Source organism: Streptomyces sp. NPDC047081, assembly GCF_040643775.1.
Taxonomy (GTDB): Bacteria; Actinomycetota; Actinomycetes; order Streptomycetales; family Streptomycetaceae; genus Streptomyces.
This window is the reverse complement of sequence record NZ_JBEYUY010000020.1, coordinates 66792-82926: the sequence shown is the minus strand read 5'-3', so window position 1 is coordinate 82926 and position 16135 is coordinate 66792. Positions and strand designations below refer to the sequence as shown.

General features: G+C 70.7%; 14 protein-coding genes. 10 read left to right on the top strand and 4 right to left on the bottom strand.

Annotation, left to right across the window (positions count from 1 at the left end):
• The first annotated feature begins 25 nt into the window (after positions 1-25).
• The 5 genes from ABZ848_RS32185 (at position 26) to ABZ848_RS32165 (ending at position 6701) form a co-directional block, all read left to right on the top strand.
• Entirely contained in the window at positions 26-1585 is a 1560-nt protein-coding gene (locus ABZ848_RS32185; RefSeq protein WP_360837599.1) for a PucR family transcriptional regulator, read from the top strand.
• A gap of 155 nt (positions 1586-1740) precedes the next feature.
• Positions 1741-2583, top strand: coding sequence for a nitrilase-related carbon-nitrogen hydrolase (locus ABZ848_RS32180; protein ID WP_028808905.1), 843 nt, complete (start codon positions 1741-1743; stop codon positions 2581-2583).
• A 31-nt stretch (positions 2584-2614) separates the two neighbouring features.
• Complete coding sequence (hydA, locus tag ABZ848_RS32175; RefSeq protein WP_360837597.1) at positions 2615-4018, top strand: dihydropyrimidinase; 1404 nt, start codon at positions 2615-2617, stop codon at positions 4016-4018.
• 11 nt (positions 4019-4029) lie between these two features.
• Positions 4030-5049, top strand: coding sequence for a TIGR03842 family LLM class F420-dependent oxidoreductase (locus tag ABZ848_RS32170; protein ID WP_360837595.1), 1020 nt, complete (start codon positions 4030-4032; stop codon positions 5047-5049).
• A 125-nt stretch (positions 5050-5174) separates the two neighbouring features.
• The gene (locus ABZ848_RS32165; RefSeq protein ID WP_360837593.1) at positions 5175-6701 is read left to right on the top strand and encodes an NCS1 family nucleobase:cation symporter-1; all 1527 of its coding nucleotides are present in this window, start codon (positions 5175-5177) and stop codon (positions 6699-6701) included.
• 27 nt (positions 6702-6728) lie between these two features.
• Here the strand turns inward: ABZ848_RS32165 and ABZ848_RS32160 are convergent, their stop codons facing one another.
• The 3 genes from ABZ848_RS32160 to ABZ848_RS32150 form a co-directional block, all read right to left on the bottom strand.
• Entirely contained in the window at positions 6729-7391 is a 663-nt protein-coding gene (locus ABZ848_RS32160; RefSeq protein ID WP_360837591.1) for a hypothetical protein, read from the bottom strand.
• Positions 7392-7517: 126 nt separating this feature from the next.
• Positions 7518-8060: a methyltransferase domain-containing protein gene (locus ABZ848_RS32155; RefSeq protein ID WP_360837589.1), complete on the bottom strand. Its 543-nt coding sequence runs from the start codon at positions 8058-8060 to the stop codon at positions 7518-7520.
• Positions 8057-9049 (bottom strand): carboxymuconolactone decarboxylase family protein, encoded by a 993-nt coding sequence (locus tag ABZ848_RS32150; protein ID WP_360837588.1) that lies wholly within the window; start codon positions 9047-9049, stop codon positions 8057-8059. Before ABZ848_RS32150 ends, ABZ848_RS32155 begins: the two co-directional genes overlap by 4 nt.
• A 166-nt stretch (positions 9050-9215) precedes the next feature.
• Here ABZ848_RS32150 and ABZ848_RS32145 point away from each other — a divergent pair, with 166 nt between their 5' ends.
• From ABZ848_RS32145 to ABZ848_RS32135, 3 genes are read left to right on the top strand one after another with little or no spacing between them, the layout of a single operon-like run.
• Positions 9216-10319, top strand: a complete 1104-nt coding sequence (locus tag ABZ848_RS32145; RefSeq protein ID WP_360837586.1) for a histidine kinase — start codon at positions 9216-9218, stop codon at positions 10317-10319.
• Positions 10320-10342: 23 nt separating this feature from the next.
• Positions 10343-11005, top strand: coding sequence for a response regulator transcription factor (locus tag ABZ848_RS32140; protein ID WP_360837727.1), 663 nt, complete (start codon positions 10343-10345; stop codon positions 11003-11005).
• Between the two features lie 40 nt (positions 11006-11045).
• Complete coding sequence (locus ABZ848_RS32135) at positions 11046-11870, top strand: class I SAM-dependent methyltransferase (RefSeq protein ID WP_360837585.1); 825 nt, start codon at positions 11046-11048, stop codon at positions 11868-11870.
• 97 nt (positions 11871-11967) lie between these two features.
• Here ABZ848_RS32135 and ABZ848_RS32130 read toward each other — a convergent pair whose 3' ends face one another.
• Positions 11968-12960 carry a phospholipase D-like domain-containing protein gene (locus ABZ848_RS32130; protein WP_360837583.1) on the bottom strand — a complete coding sequence of 331 codons (993 nt, stop codon included), beginning with the start codon at positions 12958-12960 and terminating at the stop codon, positions 11968-11970.
• Between the two features lie 310 nt (positions 12961-13270).
• Between ABZ848_RS32130 and ABZ848_RS32125 the strand changes: the two genes are divergently transcribed.
• Both ABZ848_RS32125 and ABZ848_RS32120 read left to right on the top strand, forming a co-directional pair.
• Entirely contained in the window at positions 13271-15139 is a 1869-nt protein-coding gene (locus ABZ848_RS32125; RefSeq protein ID WP_360837581.1) for a gamma-glutamyltransferase, read from the top strand.
• A gap of 127 nt (positions 15140-15266) precedes the next feature.
• Positions 15267-16115, top strand: a complete 849-nt coding sequence (locus ABZ848_RS32120; protein WP_360837579.1) for an inositol monophosphatase family protein — start codon at positions 15267-15269, stop codon at positions 16113-16115.
• Positions 16116-16135 lie beyond the last annotated feature (20 nt).

Below are 16135 nucleotides of genomic sequence, written 5' to 3'. Positions count from 1 at the left end.
TGGACTGAGCAAGGGAACTGCCGTCATGACCACCACCTTCGGGAGCCTCGAACCGGCGCTGTCCGTGCGCCAGGTGCTGACCATGGAACGGGTCCTCGCCGGGGAGCCCGAGGTGGTGGCCGGTGCGGCCCAGCTCGACCGGCCGGTGCGCTGGGTGCACGTCGCCGAGGCGCCCGACGTGGGCGTGATGCTCAGCGGCGGCGAGATGGTCCTCACCACCGGCGTGCTGCTCGCCGGCGACGAGGAGAAGCAGGCCGAGTACATCCAGTCCCTGCACCGCGCGGAGGCCTCGGCCGTGGTGCTCGGCCTCGGGCGTGCCTTTCCGGCGCCCCCGGACGTCATGCGCCGGGCCGCCGAGCGCTGCGGGCTGCCGATGGTCGTCCTCCACCGGCCGTTCCCCTTCGCGGAGCTGACGGAGGAGGTCCAGGCCCGGCTGGTACGGCGGAAGTTCGCCGCCGTCAGCCTCTCGGAGTCCGTACGGACCGCCCTGACCGGACTCATCACCGCGGGCGCCCCGCTGCAGAGCCTCCTCGACGAGGTCGCCCAGCACAGCGCCTGCCCGGTCGTCGTCACCAACCTCGCGCACCGCGTCCTCGCCACGGCGGGGGAGCGGTCCGCCGTGGACGACGTGCTGCGCGACTGGGAGCGGATCTCCCGGCAGGCCGGCGGCACCGAGGGCGACGGCTGGATCCGCGCCGAGCTGGGCGGACGCGGGGAGCGGTGGGGCCAGATCGTGCTGTGCGGGTACCGCGGGGACACCGCCACCGGACGGCTCCTCGCCGACCGGGGCGCCGAGGCCCTCGTCCTGCACCGCATGCTGGGCGGCAACTCCGCCCACACCTGGGAGGAACAGTCGGCGCAGAGCCTGCTGACCGACCTGGTGAGCGGTGTCGTACCGGCACGGCAGCTGCTGCCACGCGCGCGTGCCGCCGGACTGCCCGTCAACCGGCGCACCTTCGTACCGCTGGTCGTACGGGACGGCGAGCCCGCCCAACTGGAGCGTGTCCTGCGGATGTTGGGGCTGCCGGGCCTCGTCGCCGAGCTCGCCGAGGAGGCCACCGCCGTGCTGCTGAGCCTGGCCCGGGACCAGGACGCCTCCGTGCTCGTGGCGAACTTCGCGGCCCGGCTGCGCTCCGAGGCCGTCCGCACGGTCGTCGCCGCGGCCGATCCCCGCATCGCCTGGGACGACGTACCGGCTGGACTGCGCGAGGCGCAGCACGTCGCCGACGCCGTGGCGGACTCCGCGCACGCCCTGGACCTCCCGGCCGTCGTACGCCTGAAGGACGTACATCTGCGAGGGCTGATCCGGCTGCTGCGGGACGACCCGCACGTGCAGTCCTTCGCCGAGCGGGAGCTGGACGGGCTGCTGTGTTCGGCCGGTGACGATCTGCTGTCCGTGCTGCGGACCTATCTGGCCACCGGCCGCAACAAGTCCCGCACGGCTCAGCTCCACCACGTCTCCCGGCCCGCGCTGTATCGCCGGCTGGAAGCCATACAGGGTCGGCTCGGTGTCGATCTCGACGATTTCGAGCAGGCGGCCTCGGTGCACATCGCACTCCTCGCGCACGACGCGCAACAGGGGTGAAACATGCGACGACCTGGGAAAACGGCGGTGAAACATGGGCCCACGAGAGGGTGACACCGTGGCACGCCGCACGCCTTCAGACGTGACACCGTGCAACTCAAAGCCGGTTTTCGGACTTCCTAGTCTTCTCGCACACCGAGCGACCGGAGGTCCCGATGAGCCGAGTGATTCGCGCCGCCCTCTTCCAGACAGCGTGGACGGGCGACAAGGAATCCATGATCCAGGTACACGAGCAGGCGGCCCGCGACGCGGCCGCGCAGGGTGCTCAGGTGCTGTGCTTCCAGGAGCTGTTCTACGGGCCCTACTTCTGCCAGGTCCAGGACAAGGCGTTCTACGAGTACGCCGAGCAGATCCCCGACGGGCCGATCGTCAAGCGCTTCCAGGCGCTCGCCAAGGAACTGGGCATCGTCCTGATCCTGCCGATGTACGAGGAGGAGCAGCCCGGCGTCCTCTACAACACCGCGGCCGTGATCGACGCGGACGGCTCGTACCTCGGCAAGTACCGCAAGCACCACATCCCCCAGGTCCCGGGATTCTGGGAGAAGTTCTACTTCCGTCCCGGCAACCTCGGCTGGCCGATCTTCGACACGAAGGTCGGGAAGATCGGCGTCTACATCTGCTACGACCGCCACTTCCCCGAGGGCTGGCGGGCGTTGGGTCTCGCGGGCGCCGAGATCGTCTTCAACCCGTCGGCCACCTCGCGCGGACTGTCCGCCTACCTCTGGCAGTTGGAGCAGCCGGCGGCGGCCGTCGCCAACGAGTACTTCGTCGGCGCGATCAACCGGGTCGGCGTCGAGGAGCTGGGCGACAACGACTTCTACGGGACGACCTACTTCGTCGACCCGGAGGCCCAGTTCGTGGGCGAGGTGGCCTCCGACAAGGAGACCGAACTCGTCGTCCGCGACCTGGACATGGCCAAGCTGCGGGAAGTGCGCGACCGCTGGCAGTTCTACCGCGACCGCCGTCCCGACGCCTACCCGCCGCTGACCGCACCCTGACCGAACCGTTCACTCTGGCAGGAGAGGGACCATGAGCAGCCGTACCGTCATCCGCGGTGGTCTCGTCATCACGGCGTCCGACGAGATCCACGCCGACGTGCTGATCGAGGACGGCCGCATCGCCGCCCTCGCCGCCTCCGGCACGCCCGCGGCCGAGGCTTTCAGTGCCGAGCGTGTCATCGACGCCACCGGGAAGTACGTGATCCCCGGTGGCGTCGACGCCCACACCCACATGGAGCTGCCCTTCGGCGGCACCTTCGCCTCCGACACCTTCGAGACCGGCACCCGGGCCGCCGCCTGGGGCGGCACCACCACGATCGTCGACTTCGCGGTACAGAGCGTCGGCCACAGCCTCCGCGAAGGCCTCGACGCCTGGCACGCCAAGGCCGAGGGCAACTGCGCGATCGACTACGGCTTCCACATGATCGTCTCCGATGTGAACCAGGAGACGCTCAAGGAGATGGACCTGCTGGTGGAGGAGGGCGTGACCTCCTTCAAGCAGTTCATGGCCTACCCCGGCGTCTTCTACTCCGACGACGGCCAGATCCTGCGCGCCATGCAGCGCTCCGCCGAGAACGGCGGCCTGATCATGATGCACGCCGAGAACGGCATCGCGATCGACGTGCTGGTGGAGCAGGCGCTGGCGCGAGGGGAGACCGACCCGCGCTACCACGGCGAGGTGCGCAAGGCCCTTCTCGAAGCGGAGGCCACGCACCGCGCCATCAAGCTCGCGCAGGTCGCGGGGGCGCCCCTGTACGTCGTGCACGTCTCGGCGATGGAGGCAGTCGCCGAGCTGGCACGGGCGCGCGACGAGGGGCTGCCGGTCTTCGGCGAGACCTGCCCGCAGTACCTCTTCCTGTCGACCGACAACCTCGCCGAGCCCGACTTCGAGGGCTCCAAGTACGTGTGCAGCACGCCCCTTCGCCCCAAGGAGCACCAGGCCAAGCTCTGGCAGGGCCTCAGGACCAACGACCTCCAGGTCGTCTCCACCGACCACTGCCCCTTCTGCTTCGTCGGGCAGAAGGAGCTCGGGCGCGGGGACTTCTCGAAGATCCCCAACGGTCTGCCGGGCGTCGAGAACCGAATGGACCTGCTGCACCAGGCAGTTGTCGACGGGCACATCAGCCGCCGCCGCTGGATCGAGATCGCCTGCGCCACCCCGGCCCGGATGTTCGGCATGTACCCGAAGAAGGGCACCATCGCTCCCGGCGCGGACGCCGACGTCGTCATCTACGACCCGAACGCCGAGCAGGTCATGTCCGTCGAGACGCACCACATGAACGTCGACTACTCGGCCTACGAGGGCAAGCGCATCACCGGCCGGGTCGAGACGGTGCTCTCGCGCGGCGAACTCGTCATCACCGAGCGGGAGTACACCGGCCACGCAGGGCACGGCGTCTACACCCCGCGCTCCACCTGTCAGTACCTCAACTAGGAGTGGCGCACATGGACTTCGGACTCGTCCTGCAGACCGATCCGCCGGCCTCGAAGGTCGTCAGCCTGATGAAGCGGGCGGAGCGCAACGGCTTCACCTACGGCTGGACCTTCGACTCGGCGGTGCTGTGGCAGGAACCGTTCGTGATCTACAGTCAGATCCTGGCCAACACCCAGAAGTTGACCGTCGGCCCGATGGTGACGAACCCCGGCACCCGCACCTGGGAGGTCACCGCCTCCACCTTCGCCACCCTCAACGACATGTTCGGCAACCGCACCGTCTGCGGCATCGGCCGCGGCGACTCCGCGATGCGCGTCGCGGGCCGCACCCCCAACACCCTGGCCCGGATCAGCGGGGCGATGAAGGTCATCCGGGCGCTGGGCCGCGGCGAGGAGGCCGACCTCGGCGGCACGGTGGTCAAGTTCCCGTGGATCAAGCCGGGTGCCGAACTCCCCGTCTGGATGGCGGCGTACGGCCCCAAGGCGCTGAAGATGACCGGCGAGGAGGCCGACGGGTTCATCCTCCAGCTGGCCGACCTCTATCTCACGGAGTACATGGTCAAGGCCGTGAAGGACGCGGCCGTCGCCGCCGGCCGTGACCCCTCCGAGGTCAAGATCTGCGTCGCCGCCCCCGCCTACGTCACCGAGGACGACTCGCCCGAGGCCCTCGCCCACGCCCGCGACCAGTGCCGCTGGTTCGGCGGCATGGTCGGCAACCACGTCGCCGACCTGGTCTCCAAGTACGGCGAGCACTCCGCCCAGGTCCCCGAGGAACTCACCGACTACATCAAGGCCCGCGAGGGGTACGACTACTCGCACCACGGCCGCGCCGACAACCCGGACACCGCCTTCGTCCCCGACGAGATCGTCGACCGGTTCTGCCTCATCGGACCCGTCGAGAAGCACATCGAGAAGCTCAACGCCCTGCGCGAGCTGGGTGTCGACCAGTTCGCCGTGTACGACATGCACGACGCGCAGGAGAGCGTGATCGACGCGTACGGCACGAAGATCATCCCCGCCGTCAACGCCTGACCCGCAGCAGCCCCGCTCAACCCACCGTCCCCCCACTCCAGTTCACCCCCTCCCCACCTCCCCGGGGAGGGGGCCGGAGACCCGCACGGCCTTTCCGGACCCACCCCTCATTGATTGGCCTGCCCATGACCGACACCGCTCCCACGGCCATACCGCTGACCGCTCAAGTCACCCTCGACGACGGGCGCGTGGAGATCGCGCCGGGGTCCCCCATGCCCAGCGGTCCGTACGCGAACGAGGACCTGCTCCCGGTCCCGATCGAGAAGCGCACCTGGACCACGTACAACTTCTCCGCGCTGTGGGTCGGCATGGCCCACAACACGGCCTCCTGGACCCTGGCCTCCGGTCTGATCGCCGTCGGCATGGACTGGAAGCAGGCGGTGCTCACCATCGCCCTGGCCAACGTCATCGTGCTGGTCCCGATGCTGCTCACCGGGCACGCGGGACCGAAGTACGGCATCCCCTTCCCGGTCTTCGCGCGGGCCTCCTTCGGTATCCGCGGCGCCAACCTCCCCGCCGTCGTACGGGCGTTGGTGGCGTGCGGCTGGTTCGGCATCCAGACCTGGATCGGTGGTGAGGCGATCTACTTCCTCGCCGGGAAGCTGATCGGCAACGGCTGGTCCGACGCGGGGAAGATCGGCGGGTACGCCTGGACGATGTGGCTGTCGTTCGCGATCTTCTGGGCGATCCAGGTCGCCATCATCTACCGCGGCATGGAGACGATCCGCCGCTTCGAGAACTGGGCCGCGCCCTTCGTCATCGTTGGCGCGCTGGTGATGCTGATCTGGATGAGCAACAAGGCCGGCGGCTTCGGCCCGCTGCTCGACCAGCCCTCCAAGCTCGGCTGGGGCGGCGGCTTCTGGAAGCTGTTCTGGCCGTCCCTGATGGGCATGATCGGCTTCTGGTCGACGCTGTCGCTGAACATCCCCGACTTCACCCGCTACGGCAAGTCGCAGAAGGCGCAGACCTGGGGCCAGGCCCTCGGCCTGCCGACCACCATGACGCTCTTCGCGTTCCTGTCCGTGCTGGTCACCTCCGGCTCGCAGGCCGTGTACGGCCAGACGATCTGGGACCCGGTCCAGCTCGCCGCCAAGACGGACAACGTCCTCGGCCTGCTGTACGCCCTGGTGACCGTCCTGGTCGCGACCCTCTCCGTGAACATCGCGGCCAACCTGGTCTCCCCGGCCTTCGACTTCTCCAACATCGCGCCCCGGAAGATCAGTTTCCGCACCGGCGCCCTCGCCACCTGCGTCATCGGCGTACTGATCTTCCCGTGGAAGCTGTACTCCGACCCGCAGGGCTACATCTTCACCTGGCTCGGTCTGGTCGGCGGTCTGCTCGGCACGGTCGCCGGCATCCTCATCGCCGACTACTGGATCCTGCGCCGCGGCAAGCTCGACCTCGTCGACTTGTACCGTACAGGCGGCCGTTACTGGTACGAGGGCGGCTGGAACTGGCGGGCCGTCGTCGCCTTCGTGGTGGGCGGTGTCCTCGCGATCGGCGGCGCCAGCTTCAAGCCGCTGATCGACGGCCGCCCCATCCCGTTCCTGAAGTCCCTCGCGGACTACGGCTGGGCGGTGGGCCTCGGCACCTCGATGGTGCTCTACCTGCTCCTGATGGTGCTGACCGGAAAGAACCGCCCGGAGGCCTGAGCCCCGCCACTCGAAGGGCAGCCGGAGCTACTGGCTCTGGCTGCCCTTCAGCGCGGTCACCGCGTCCTTCGCCGCCTTGATCGCGCCGGTGTTGATCACGCTCGTGCTCGGCGCCTTCTTCGACTCGAAGTCGCTGCCGTTGTAGGTGGTGACCACCAGGACGTTGGACACGCGCGCGATGACGACGCCCTCGCGGGTCTGCTGCTTGTCCTCGGTGGTGAGGTTCACGACGGAGTAGCCCTCGTCACCGAGGCCCGGAACATCCCCTCCGCCGCTTTTCTCCGCAAGTCGTTCCTTGTATTCCTTCTGCGCCGCTTCGTCCGAGGTCATGACCTCGTAGGAGATGTCGAGCCAGCGGTAGTCGTACCCCTTGAGCGCGTTCCAGGAGCAGGTGCGGCGCAGCTTCGAGTCCGTCGACTTGATCTCCTTGCCGGCCGTCTTGGCGCCCGGCACCAACGACTTGATCGTCGCCGTGGTGATCGCGCCGCAGGGGGCGGGGGCGGAGTCGTACGACTTGGACACGGCCTGCGTGGACGGCGCGGAGGGCGACGAAGTGCTCGTCTTGTGCGAGGTGTTGTGCTCGTCGGCCGGTGCCGCGGGGCCCGACGACAGTGCCCAGCCCGCCGCGGCGAGCACGACGACCGGGGACAGGCGTGCCGTCAGGGCGACCGGCAGAGGAAATTCGCGCACGGGCACACTTTTCGGTGGGGGACGGTGTGCGGAGCAGTCCGCACTGCGGACGGGGCGCCAGTTTCACACGAGTCCCTGTGAGACGGAAGTGCGAACTCGCTCCGTGCCTGTGCGGTCACTGAGCCCTCATGGCTGACGCTCCCTCAGTGCGGTCACCAGCCAGAGATCGGCGGGGCCGAGGGCGAGCGGGCTGACCACGACGTTCGCGTATCTCCGCAGGGTCGCGCGGATGCGCGCCGGATCCCGCAGAGCCGGCACGGCACCCACGCGCGGGCACACGAACGCCAGCCGCCCGCCGGGCAGCAGTGCCCGCGCCAGCCGCCCGAACGCGGCCGAGTGGTCGGCGAACGACGTCACCCCGCCCCCGCTCAGGATGACGTCGAACCCGGCGCGCGGGAACGGATGGACCTCGGCGTCCGCCTCCACGTACACGACATTCCGCAGCTTTTCGGACGCGGTGCGCTCGCGCGCCGTCCGTAACAGCGGCGCCGAGACGTCCACGCCGACGACATGCCCGCGGGCGGCGATCCGCGCGGCGATCCGGGTCGCCTCCCCGGTACCGCAGCCGACGTCGAGCACCCGGTCGGCCAGCCTGACGCCGGCCCCCGCGAACAGCGCGTCGTGCACCAGTGCGGCCTGGCGCACCGGACTCGTGGCCGTCCCGGTCATGACGCGGCGGGCAGGGCGAGCGCGCTCTCGATGCGGTCCACGGCCGCGAAGGCGCCGTACGCGACGAGATGTACCAGACAGTGATCGGTGTGCTCGGGACGGCGCCAGGCGGCCACGTCCTCGTCCGTGATGCGGTACGGCGCGAGCGCGGCCAGCAGCGCCAGCCGCGCCCCGGGCCGCTCCTGGCGCCGCGGGAACCCACGCAGGACGGCCGAGGGGTGCTCGCCGTCCCAGTCCCGCAGAGTCGTGTGTACGAGGTCCAGGTCGTCGGCGTCGAGCAGGCCCGCGCCCGCCCGGGCGGCCGCGCCCAGAGCGGCGTAGGCGGGCCCGACCGGGGTGCCGGCGGCCCACTCGGGGCCGGGGCCGGGGGAGTCGAGCAGGGCCAGCGCGGCCCCGGGCTCCGGGGTGCGGCGCACGGTCCGCGACAGCGCGCGCCCCGCGATGCTGCGTACCGCGCGGAACCGCTGGAGGCCGCCCGGCAGCAGCTGCTCGGTCAGCAGCGCGGAGACGATCCGGTTGATGAAGTGGAAGACGAGGGCCGTGGCCAGATAGGCGGGGGCCTGCTCGTCCGGGAAGGGGTACGGCCGCAGGTCGGCGCCCGGCACGCGGGTGGCGAGGCCCCAGTCCAGCAGGCGCTCGTGCTCCGCGTTCGCCGGGTCCTCGTCGCGGGCCAGCTGCTCGGCGAGGGCGTGCTCGCCGGTCGCGTGCAGCAGCACGGTGTGCGCGTCCACGCAGAACGGGCAGCGGTTGGCGAGCGAGACCCCGAGCGCGGCGAGTTCCTTGCCGGTACGGCTGCCGGGGCCGGCGATCAGGGACTCGCGCATCAGCGCCCAGGTGGGTGCGAGGAGTTCGGGCGCGGAGGACAGCACCACGAAGGTGTGCGGCCGGTCGATGCCGAAGTCGGCGGCGATCTGCTCGTAGACCTCGGCGACGCGGCCGGTGGCCGACCTGGGCGACGGTGGCTGGGTGTGACGGAAGGGTGTGGACATGGTCAGCAGCATGCGCGGGCGGAGTGGGTGACGTCGTCGTACGCGTGGAGGTTGTCGGCAGTACGACGAGGAGTCTGCGAGGGCCGTCCAGTACTGCGTGGGGAGTAGTGGGGGAGCCGTCCACAGGTCTGACGCCGTTGTCGGTGCGGCCGTCTACTGTGCGTGCATGAGCGGGCACTTCGTGACAGGCAGGCGGCTCGCCGACGCAACCCTCGCGGTCGTCGTCGGTGCCCTCGTCATGACCGTGGCCGCCTTCGACGCGGACACCGGGCCCCTCGACTACGCGCTCATCGCGGTCGGTTCGGCCGCGCTGGCCGGTTACCGGGCGGCCCCGCGGGCGGTGCTGGCCGTCACCACCGCGAGCGGCTCGGCGTACGTGCTGCACGCCCACCCGGGCCCGGTCTCCGCGCTGCCCGTCTTCGCCGCGGTGCACACGGCGGCCCGGGTGGGACACCGGGGCCTGGCGGCCGCGGCGAGCGGAGTGTTCCTGGCGGCGTTCATGGCGACCGGGCCGACGAGCCAGGAGGTGGTCGAGCGGGCCATGCTGCTCGCGGGCTGGTTCCTGTGCGCGGTCGTCACCGGTCTCGCCGACAGCAACTGGCAGGCGTATCTGCGCCAGACGGAGCAGCGCGCGCTGGAGGCGGAGCGGACCCGGGAGGAGGCGGCGCTGCGCCGTGCGGGCGAGGAACGCCTGCGCATAGCCAGGGAGTTGCACGACTCCCTCACCCACAGCATCTCCATCGTCAAGCTCCAGGCCGGGGTCGCGGTGCACCTCGCCCGCAAGCGCGGCGAGGAGATACCGCCCGCGCTGCTCGCCATCCAGGACGCGAGCGGCGAGGCGATGCGCGAGCTGCGAGCCACTCTGGAGCTGCTGCGCGGCGACGAACCCACGGGCACGCCGGCTCTCCTGGTGGAGCGCGCCTGCGCGGCTGGCCTGTCCGTGGACCTCACGGTCACCGGCGAGGAACGCCCGCTGACGGCGACGGTCGACCGAGCGGTGTACCGCATCGTCCAGGAGGCCCTCACCAACGCGGCAAGGCACGCGGGCCCGGCCAAGGTCACGGTCGAACTCGCCTACGCCGACGACGACTTGACGATCCACGTGGCGGACGACGGCACCGCCGATCCGGCCCGCCCGACCACGCCGGGCGTAGGCCTCACCGGCATGCGCGAACGCGTCACGGCCCTCGGCGGCACCCTGCACGCGGCACCACGCGAGGGGGGCGGCTTCGAGATACGGGCATCGCTGCCGCTGGGGGAGGCGGGATGAAGGAGGACGTGCAGGGCGGCGGCATGATCCGGGTCGCTCTCGTCGACGACCAGGCGCTCATGCGGGCCGGGTTCCGGGCCTTGCTGGAGGCCGAGGAGGGGGTAGAAGTCGTCGGTGAGGCGGCCGACGGGGAGCAGGGGCTCGCCCTCGTCCGTGCGCAGGTGCCCGACATCGCGCTGATCGACGTACAGATGCCGGTCATGACGGGCATCGAGGCGACCCGAAGGATCGCCGCGGACCCCGCACTCGCGGCCGTCCGGGTCGTGATCCTCACCAACTACGGCCTCGACGAGTACGTCTTCGAGGCCCTGCGCGCGGGCGCGAGCGGCTTCCTGCTGAAGGACACCGAACCCGCCGACCTCCTCCAGGCCATCGAGGTCGTGGCCCGCGGCGAGGCCCTGCTCTCCCCGTCGGTCACCCGCACCCTGATCGGCGAGTTCGTCGCCCGCCCACCGGACCGCGCCACACCTCCGGGCCTCGACTGCCTCACCCGCCGCGAACGCGAGGTGACGGCCCTCGCCGCGCACGGCCTCACCAACGAGGAGATCGCCGCGCACATGGTCATCAGCCCGTTCACGGCCAAGACCCACATCAGCAGGGCGATGACGAAGCTCGGCGCCCGGGACCGTGCCCAACTGGTCGTCTTCGCCTACGAGTCGGGGCTGGTGGCCCCACGCGGGGCTTAACCCGTTGCACGTGGGCCGGGCGGATCAGCAGCCTGGGGCGATGACCGAGACGACACGCGAACAACCCCCGGCCGTCCACGAGGAGATCCTCGGCTACTACGCCCGCGGCAAGGAGGACGCCCGCCTCAGAGAGGGCGGCGCCCCCGCGGGCCGCCTGGAGTTCTGGCGCACCCAGGACGTACTGCGCCGCATCCTGCCCCCGGCCCCCGCACGGGTACTGGACGTCGGCGGCGGCAGCGGCGTACACGCGCAGTGGCTCGCCGAGGACGGGTACGAGGTCGAACTGGTCGACCCCGTACCGCTGCACGTCGAACAGGCGTCCCGCCTGCCCGGAGTGAAGGCGAGACCTGGCGACGCCCGTTCCCTCCCGGACGAGGACGCCTCGTACGACGCGATCCTGCTCCTCGGCCCGCTGTACCACCTGCCCGAACGGTCCGACCGCGTAAGGGCGTTGGCGGAGGCCCGCCGCGTGGTCCGACCGGGCGGTCCGGTGGTGGCGGCCACCATCAACCGCTACGCGGGCCTGCACGACCTGCTCCGCGAGGAGCGCTACTTCGACCCCGCCCAGCGTGCCCGCACCGACGCGGCGAGCACCGACGGCCGCCACGACGGCGAGGGCGGCCTGTTCACCGTCGCCTACTTCGCCCAACCCACCGAGGTCCCCGCCGAGTTCACCGACGCGGGCTTGACAGTCGAGGGCCAGTACGGCCTGGAGGGCCTGGCCTGGCTGATGGGCGGAGTAGAGGACTGGCTGGACGCCCCCGACCGCCGAGAGATCGTCCTGGCGGCCACCCGGCGCACAGAGTCAGAGCCAACCCTCCTGGGCGCAAGCGCCCACTTGCTCACAACAGGCAGACGGCCCTGATTGTCGCCGGTGCGGTACCGCGCCCCTATAAGGGGCGCGGGGAACTGCGCAACCAGCCCCCACCGGCGGTCAGCCGGCGACCAAACCCAGCGAGAACCTACGCGGCCGTACCACCCGCATAGTCGCTGTTGAACGTCGTCTCAATCGTCGTAGCCACCGACTGAGCCACCCCCGTCCCCGTGAGAATGATCCCCAACTCCCGGTTGTTCGACAGCGAGTTGCTGCTGATGTTCATCGACCCGGCCTCCACCTCCTGCGTGGACAGCCCGTAGTCGGCGACCATCGCCTTGGCGTGGATGTAGAACCCGTCCGGGTCGGAGTACCCGACGACCTTCCCGCCCGCCGCCTTCACCGCGGACACCTGGCTGGAGTAACTGCTGGGCGTCTCCAGCACCACCCGCACCGCGACGCCCGCCTTCGCTCTCGCCACGATCGCGTTGACCACCGTGCTGTCGCTGAACTCCAGCTCCTCGACGTCGAGCGTCTTGGTGGCCGCGTTGATCACGGACAGCAGCCGAGTGCGCGAGTCGGTGGGCGACCACAGCAGATGGTCCCCGTCGGTCGGCGTGATCGACGTCCCCGCGTAGTCCGCGTTGAACACCTTCTCGATCGCGGCGACATCACGGGTGTCGTCGGTGAACACACCGTAGTCCCGGCCCGTCGAGTAGTACTGCGAGGTCAGGTTCCCGGTCAGGACAAGCGACTTGGTGGCGTCGACGGTGATCGTCTTCTGGTGCGTGTAGACGAAGCTGGTGGACGACCACGCCACTCCGACACCCGCGTTCGTCAGCGCGGTGTACGCCGAGTTGTTGGCGGACTTGTGCGCCTGGTCGAGAACCACCCGCACGGTGACGCCCTTGTTCTCCAGGGCTATCAGGTCGTTGACGGCGGTGGTGTCCTCCAGCTCGTACATCGTCATGTCGAGCGACGACGTGGCCGAGTTGATGAAGTCGTAGATCGTGGGCTCGCTGCTGCTCAGCGAGAAGGCGAAGGCGGAGTAGCTCGCGGCGTTCGCGGGGGACGCGGTGACGAGCATGGCGGCGCCGGCCGCCACGGCGACCCCTGCGCGGCCGATGACCTTCCACAACATGCGTGACTCCTAGTCGAGTTGATGCCCACGTGGGGGGTGGTGAGCGTGTGCATGACACCACGCGCGTAGACCCGGAGGAAGGGGGAGTTGGTGAACTGGGGATTACCGGTCGGCCGCACAGCCGGACAAAGGGGACTTCGCGCAGGTGGGAGCCGGTTCATGAGGTGCTCGTGGAATCGCAAAATCTTCGTAGGCCCGCTGTTCCGCAGCCCCTCGTCCGTCTTTCGCAGCCCCTGTTCCGTGGAGTGAAATGCTCCGTGGCAGTGATCGCTTCGGACCGGCCGGAGCGGCTCGACCCGTGAGGTGAGAGATGCGGTTCAGCACCCGGCCCACCCTGCAGGGCACCTTCGGCATGGTGTCCTCCACCCACTGGCTGGCCTCGCAGTCGGCGATGGCGGTGCTGGAGGACGGCGGCAACGCCTACGACGCGGCCGTGGCGGGCGCGTTCGTCCTGCACGTCGTCGAGCCGCACCTCAACGGTCCCGCCGGCGAGGTGCCGATCCTGCTCGCGCCGGCCGGCGGCGAGGTGCGGGTGCTGTGCGGCCAGGGCGTCGCGCCGGCCGGGGCGACGGTCGCGCACTACAAGGGGCTCGGCCTGGACCTCGTCCCCGGCACCGGCCCGCTCGCCGCCGCCGTCCCGGGCGCCTTCGACGCCTGGATGCTCCTGCTGCGCGACCACGGCACCAAGCCGCTCGCCGACGTACTCAAGTACGCCATCGGATACGCGGAGGACGGCCACGCGCCCGTGGAGAACGTCGGCGCGACCGTCGAGACGGTACGGGAGCTGTTCGAGACGGAGTGGACCTCCTCGGCGGACGTCTACCTGCCCGGCGGCCGCTCCCCGCAACCCGGCGAGCTGCTGCGCAACCCCGCCCTCGCCGCCACCTGGAAGCGCCTGCTCGCCGAGGTCGCCGGGGCCGGCGACCGCATCGCGCAGATCGAGGCCGCGCGCGAGGTCTGGCGCTCGGGATTCATCGCCGAGGCGCTGGTACGGCAGGCCGGGCGCCCCACGATGGACACCAGCGGCGAGCGCCACACCGGCACGCTCACGGCCGCCGACCTCGCCGGCTGGTCCGCGACCTACGAGAGCCCGGCGACGTACGACTGGAACGGCTGGACCGTCTGCAAGGCCGGCCCCTGGAGCCAGGGCCCGGCCCTGCTCCAGCAGCTCGCCCTGCTGCCGCCCGAACTGCCCGAGTACGGCTCCGCGGAGTACGTCCACCTCCTGATCGAGGGCTGCAAGCTCGCCATGGCCGACCGGGAGGCCTGGTACGGGGACGCCGCCGAGGTTCCGCTGGGGGAGCTGCTGTCGGCCGACTACAACGCGGCCCGGCGCGCCCTCGTCGGCGACAAGGCCTCGTACGAACTGCGCCCCGGCAGCCCGGACGGGCTCACCCCGCGACTCAGCACGCACGCGCACGTGGTCATGACGGACGCCCCCGGGTTCGACCCGATGGGCGCGGGCGAGCCGACCGTGGCCAAGCCGCCGACGTCGCCGGTGCCGGGCGAGCCGGTCGCGGAGGGCGCGGCACGCGCGCGTACCGGCGAACCCGACGTCCGCGCCGACGGCGCCACCCGGGGCGACACCTGCCACCTCGACGTCGTCGACCGCTGGGGCAACATGGTCGCCGCCACCCCCAGCGGCGGCTGGCTCCAGTCCAACCCCGTCGTGCCCGAGCTCGGCTTCCCGCTCGGCACCCGGCTCCAGATGACCTGGCTGGAGGAGGGCCTGCCGAACTCGCTCACCCCGGGCCGCCGCCCCCGCACCACCCTCACGCCCTCCATCGCCCTGCGCGACGGCGTCCCGGTCATGGCCTTCGGCACGCCCGGCGGCGACCAGCAGGACCAGTGGCAGCTGCACTTCTTCCTGGCCGTCGCACTGCGCGCCCGGGTCCGCGGCGGCCTCGACCTGCAAGGCGCGATCGACGCCCCGAACTGGCACAACGACGGCTTCCCGGGCTCCTTCTACCCGCGCGGGATGCGGCCGGGAAGCGTCACGGTCGAGTCCCGTATCGGCGCGGACGTCATAGAGGAGCTACGCCGGCGCGGCCACGACGTGACCGTCGGCGACGCCTGGTCGGAGGGACGGCTGTGCGCGGTGGCGCGGGATCCGGAGAACGGAGTGCTGTCGGCGGCGGCGAACCCGAGGGGGATGCAGGGATACGCGGTGGGCCGCTGAGCAGGCGCGGAGGGCGGGCGACCGAAGCGCCGCGAGCCTCCGGTCGCGCACTCCGATTTCATGCCGATTCCACCGGAAGTCCACCCATCCGGCGTGGATTGTCAGTGGGGCGTGCTCTCATGGAGCCATGATCGTAGACACGGAAACCATCGAAGAGTTTCTGGCCCAGCACGCGGCCGACGTCGAGGAGGCGGTCCGCGAGGCCGCCGCGGCCGAGATCCTGCCCCGCTTCCGCCGGCTCGCTGCGGACGAGGTCGACCAGAAGAGCGGCCCGCACGACCTGGTGACCGACGCCGACCGCCTCGCCGAGCGGCGTCTCACCGAGGCGCTCGGCGCGCTGCTGCCCGGCTCGGTCGTGGTCGGCGAGGAGGCGGTGCACGCCGATCCGGCGACGTACGAGGCGATACAGCACGAAGCGCCGGTGTGGATAGTCGACCCGGTCGACGGCACGCGCCAGTTCGTGCGCGGCGAGTCCGGCTTCGCCACGCTGGTGTCGCTGGCGCACCACGGAGTCCTGCTGGCCTCCTGGACGTACGCCCCGGCCCGCGACCAACTGGCCACAGCGCTACGGGGCCAGGGCGCCTACCTGGACGGCGAACGCCTGCACTCCGGCTCGCCCACGCCGGGCCGAGACCTCGAAGTGGCCACCTCCCACCCGGACTACACGACGGACGCCCAGAAGCGGGCCCTCCTCGGCCTCTGGACCGACGGAGTGACCACCCGCCCCTGCGGCTCGGCGGGCCTGGAGTATCTGGCCATAGCCCGAGGCGAGCTGGACGCCACGGTCTTCAGCTGGGAGGCGGCGTGGGACCACGCGGCAGGCATCCTCCTGGTGGAGGAAGCAGGCGGCACCCACCTGACCCTGACGGGCGCCCCCTTCCGCATAACAGGCGGCAACACCCTCCCCTTCACGACGGCCCGAGACGCAGCAACGGCACAAAAGGTGATGGAACTCTTGAGAAATGGGGCGATTTGATGCTTTTAGGGGCGCGGGGC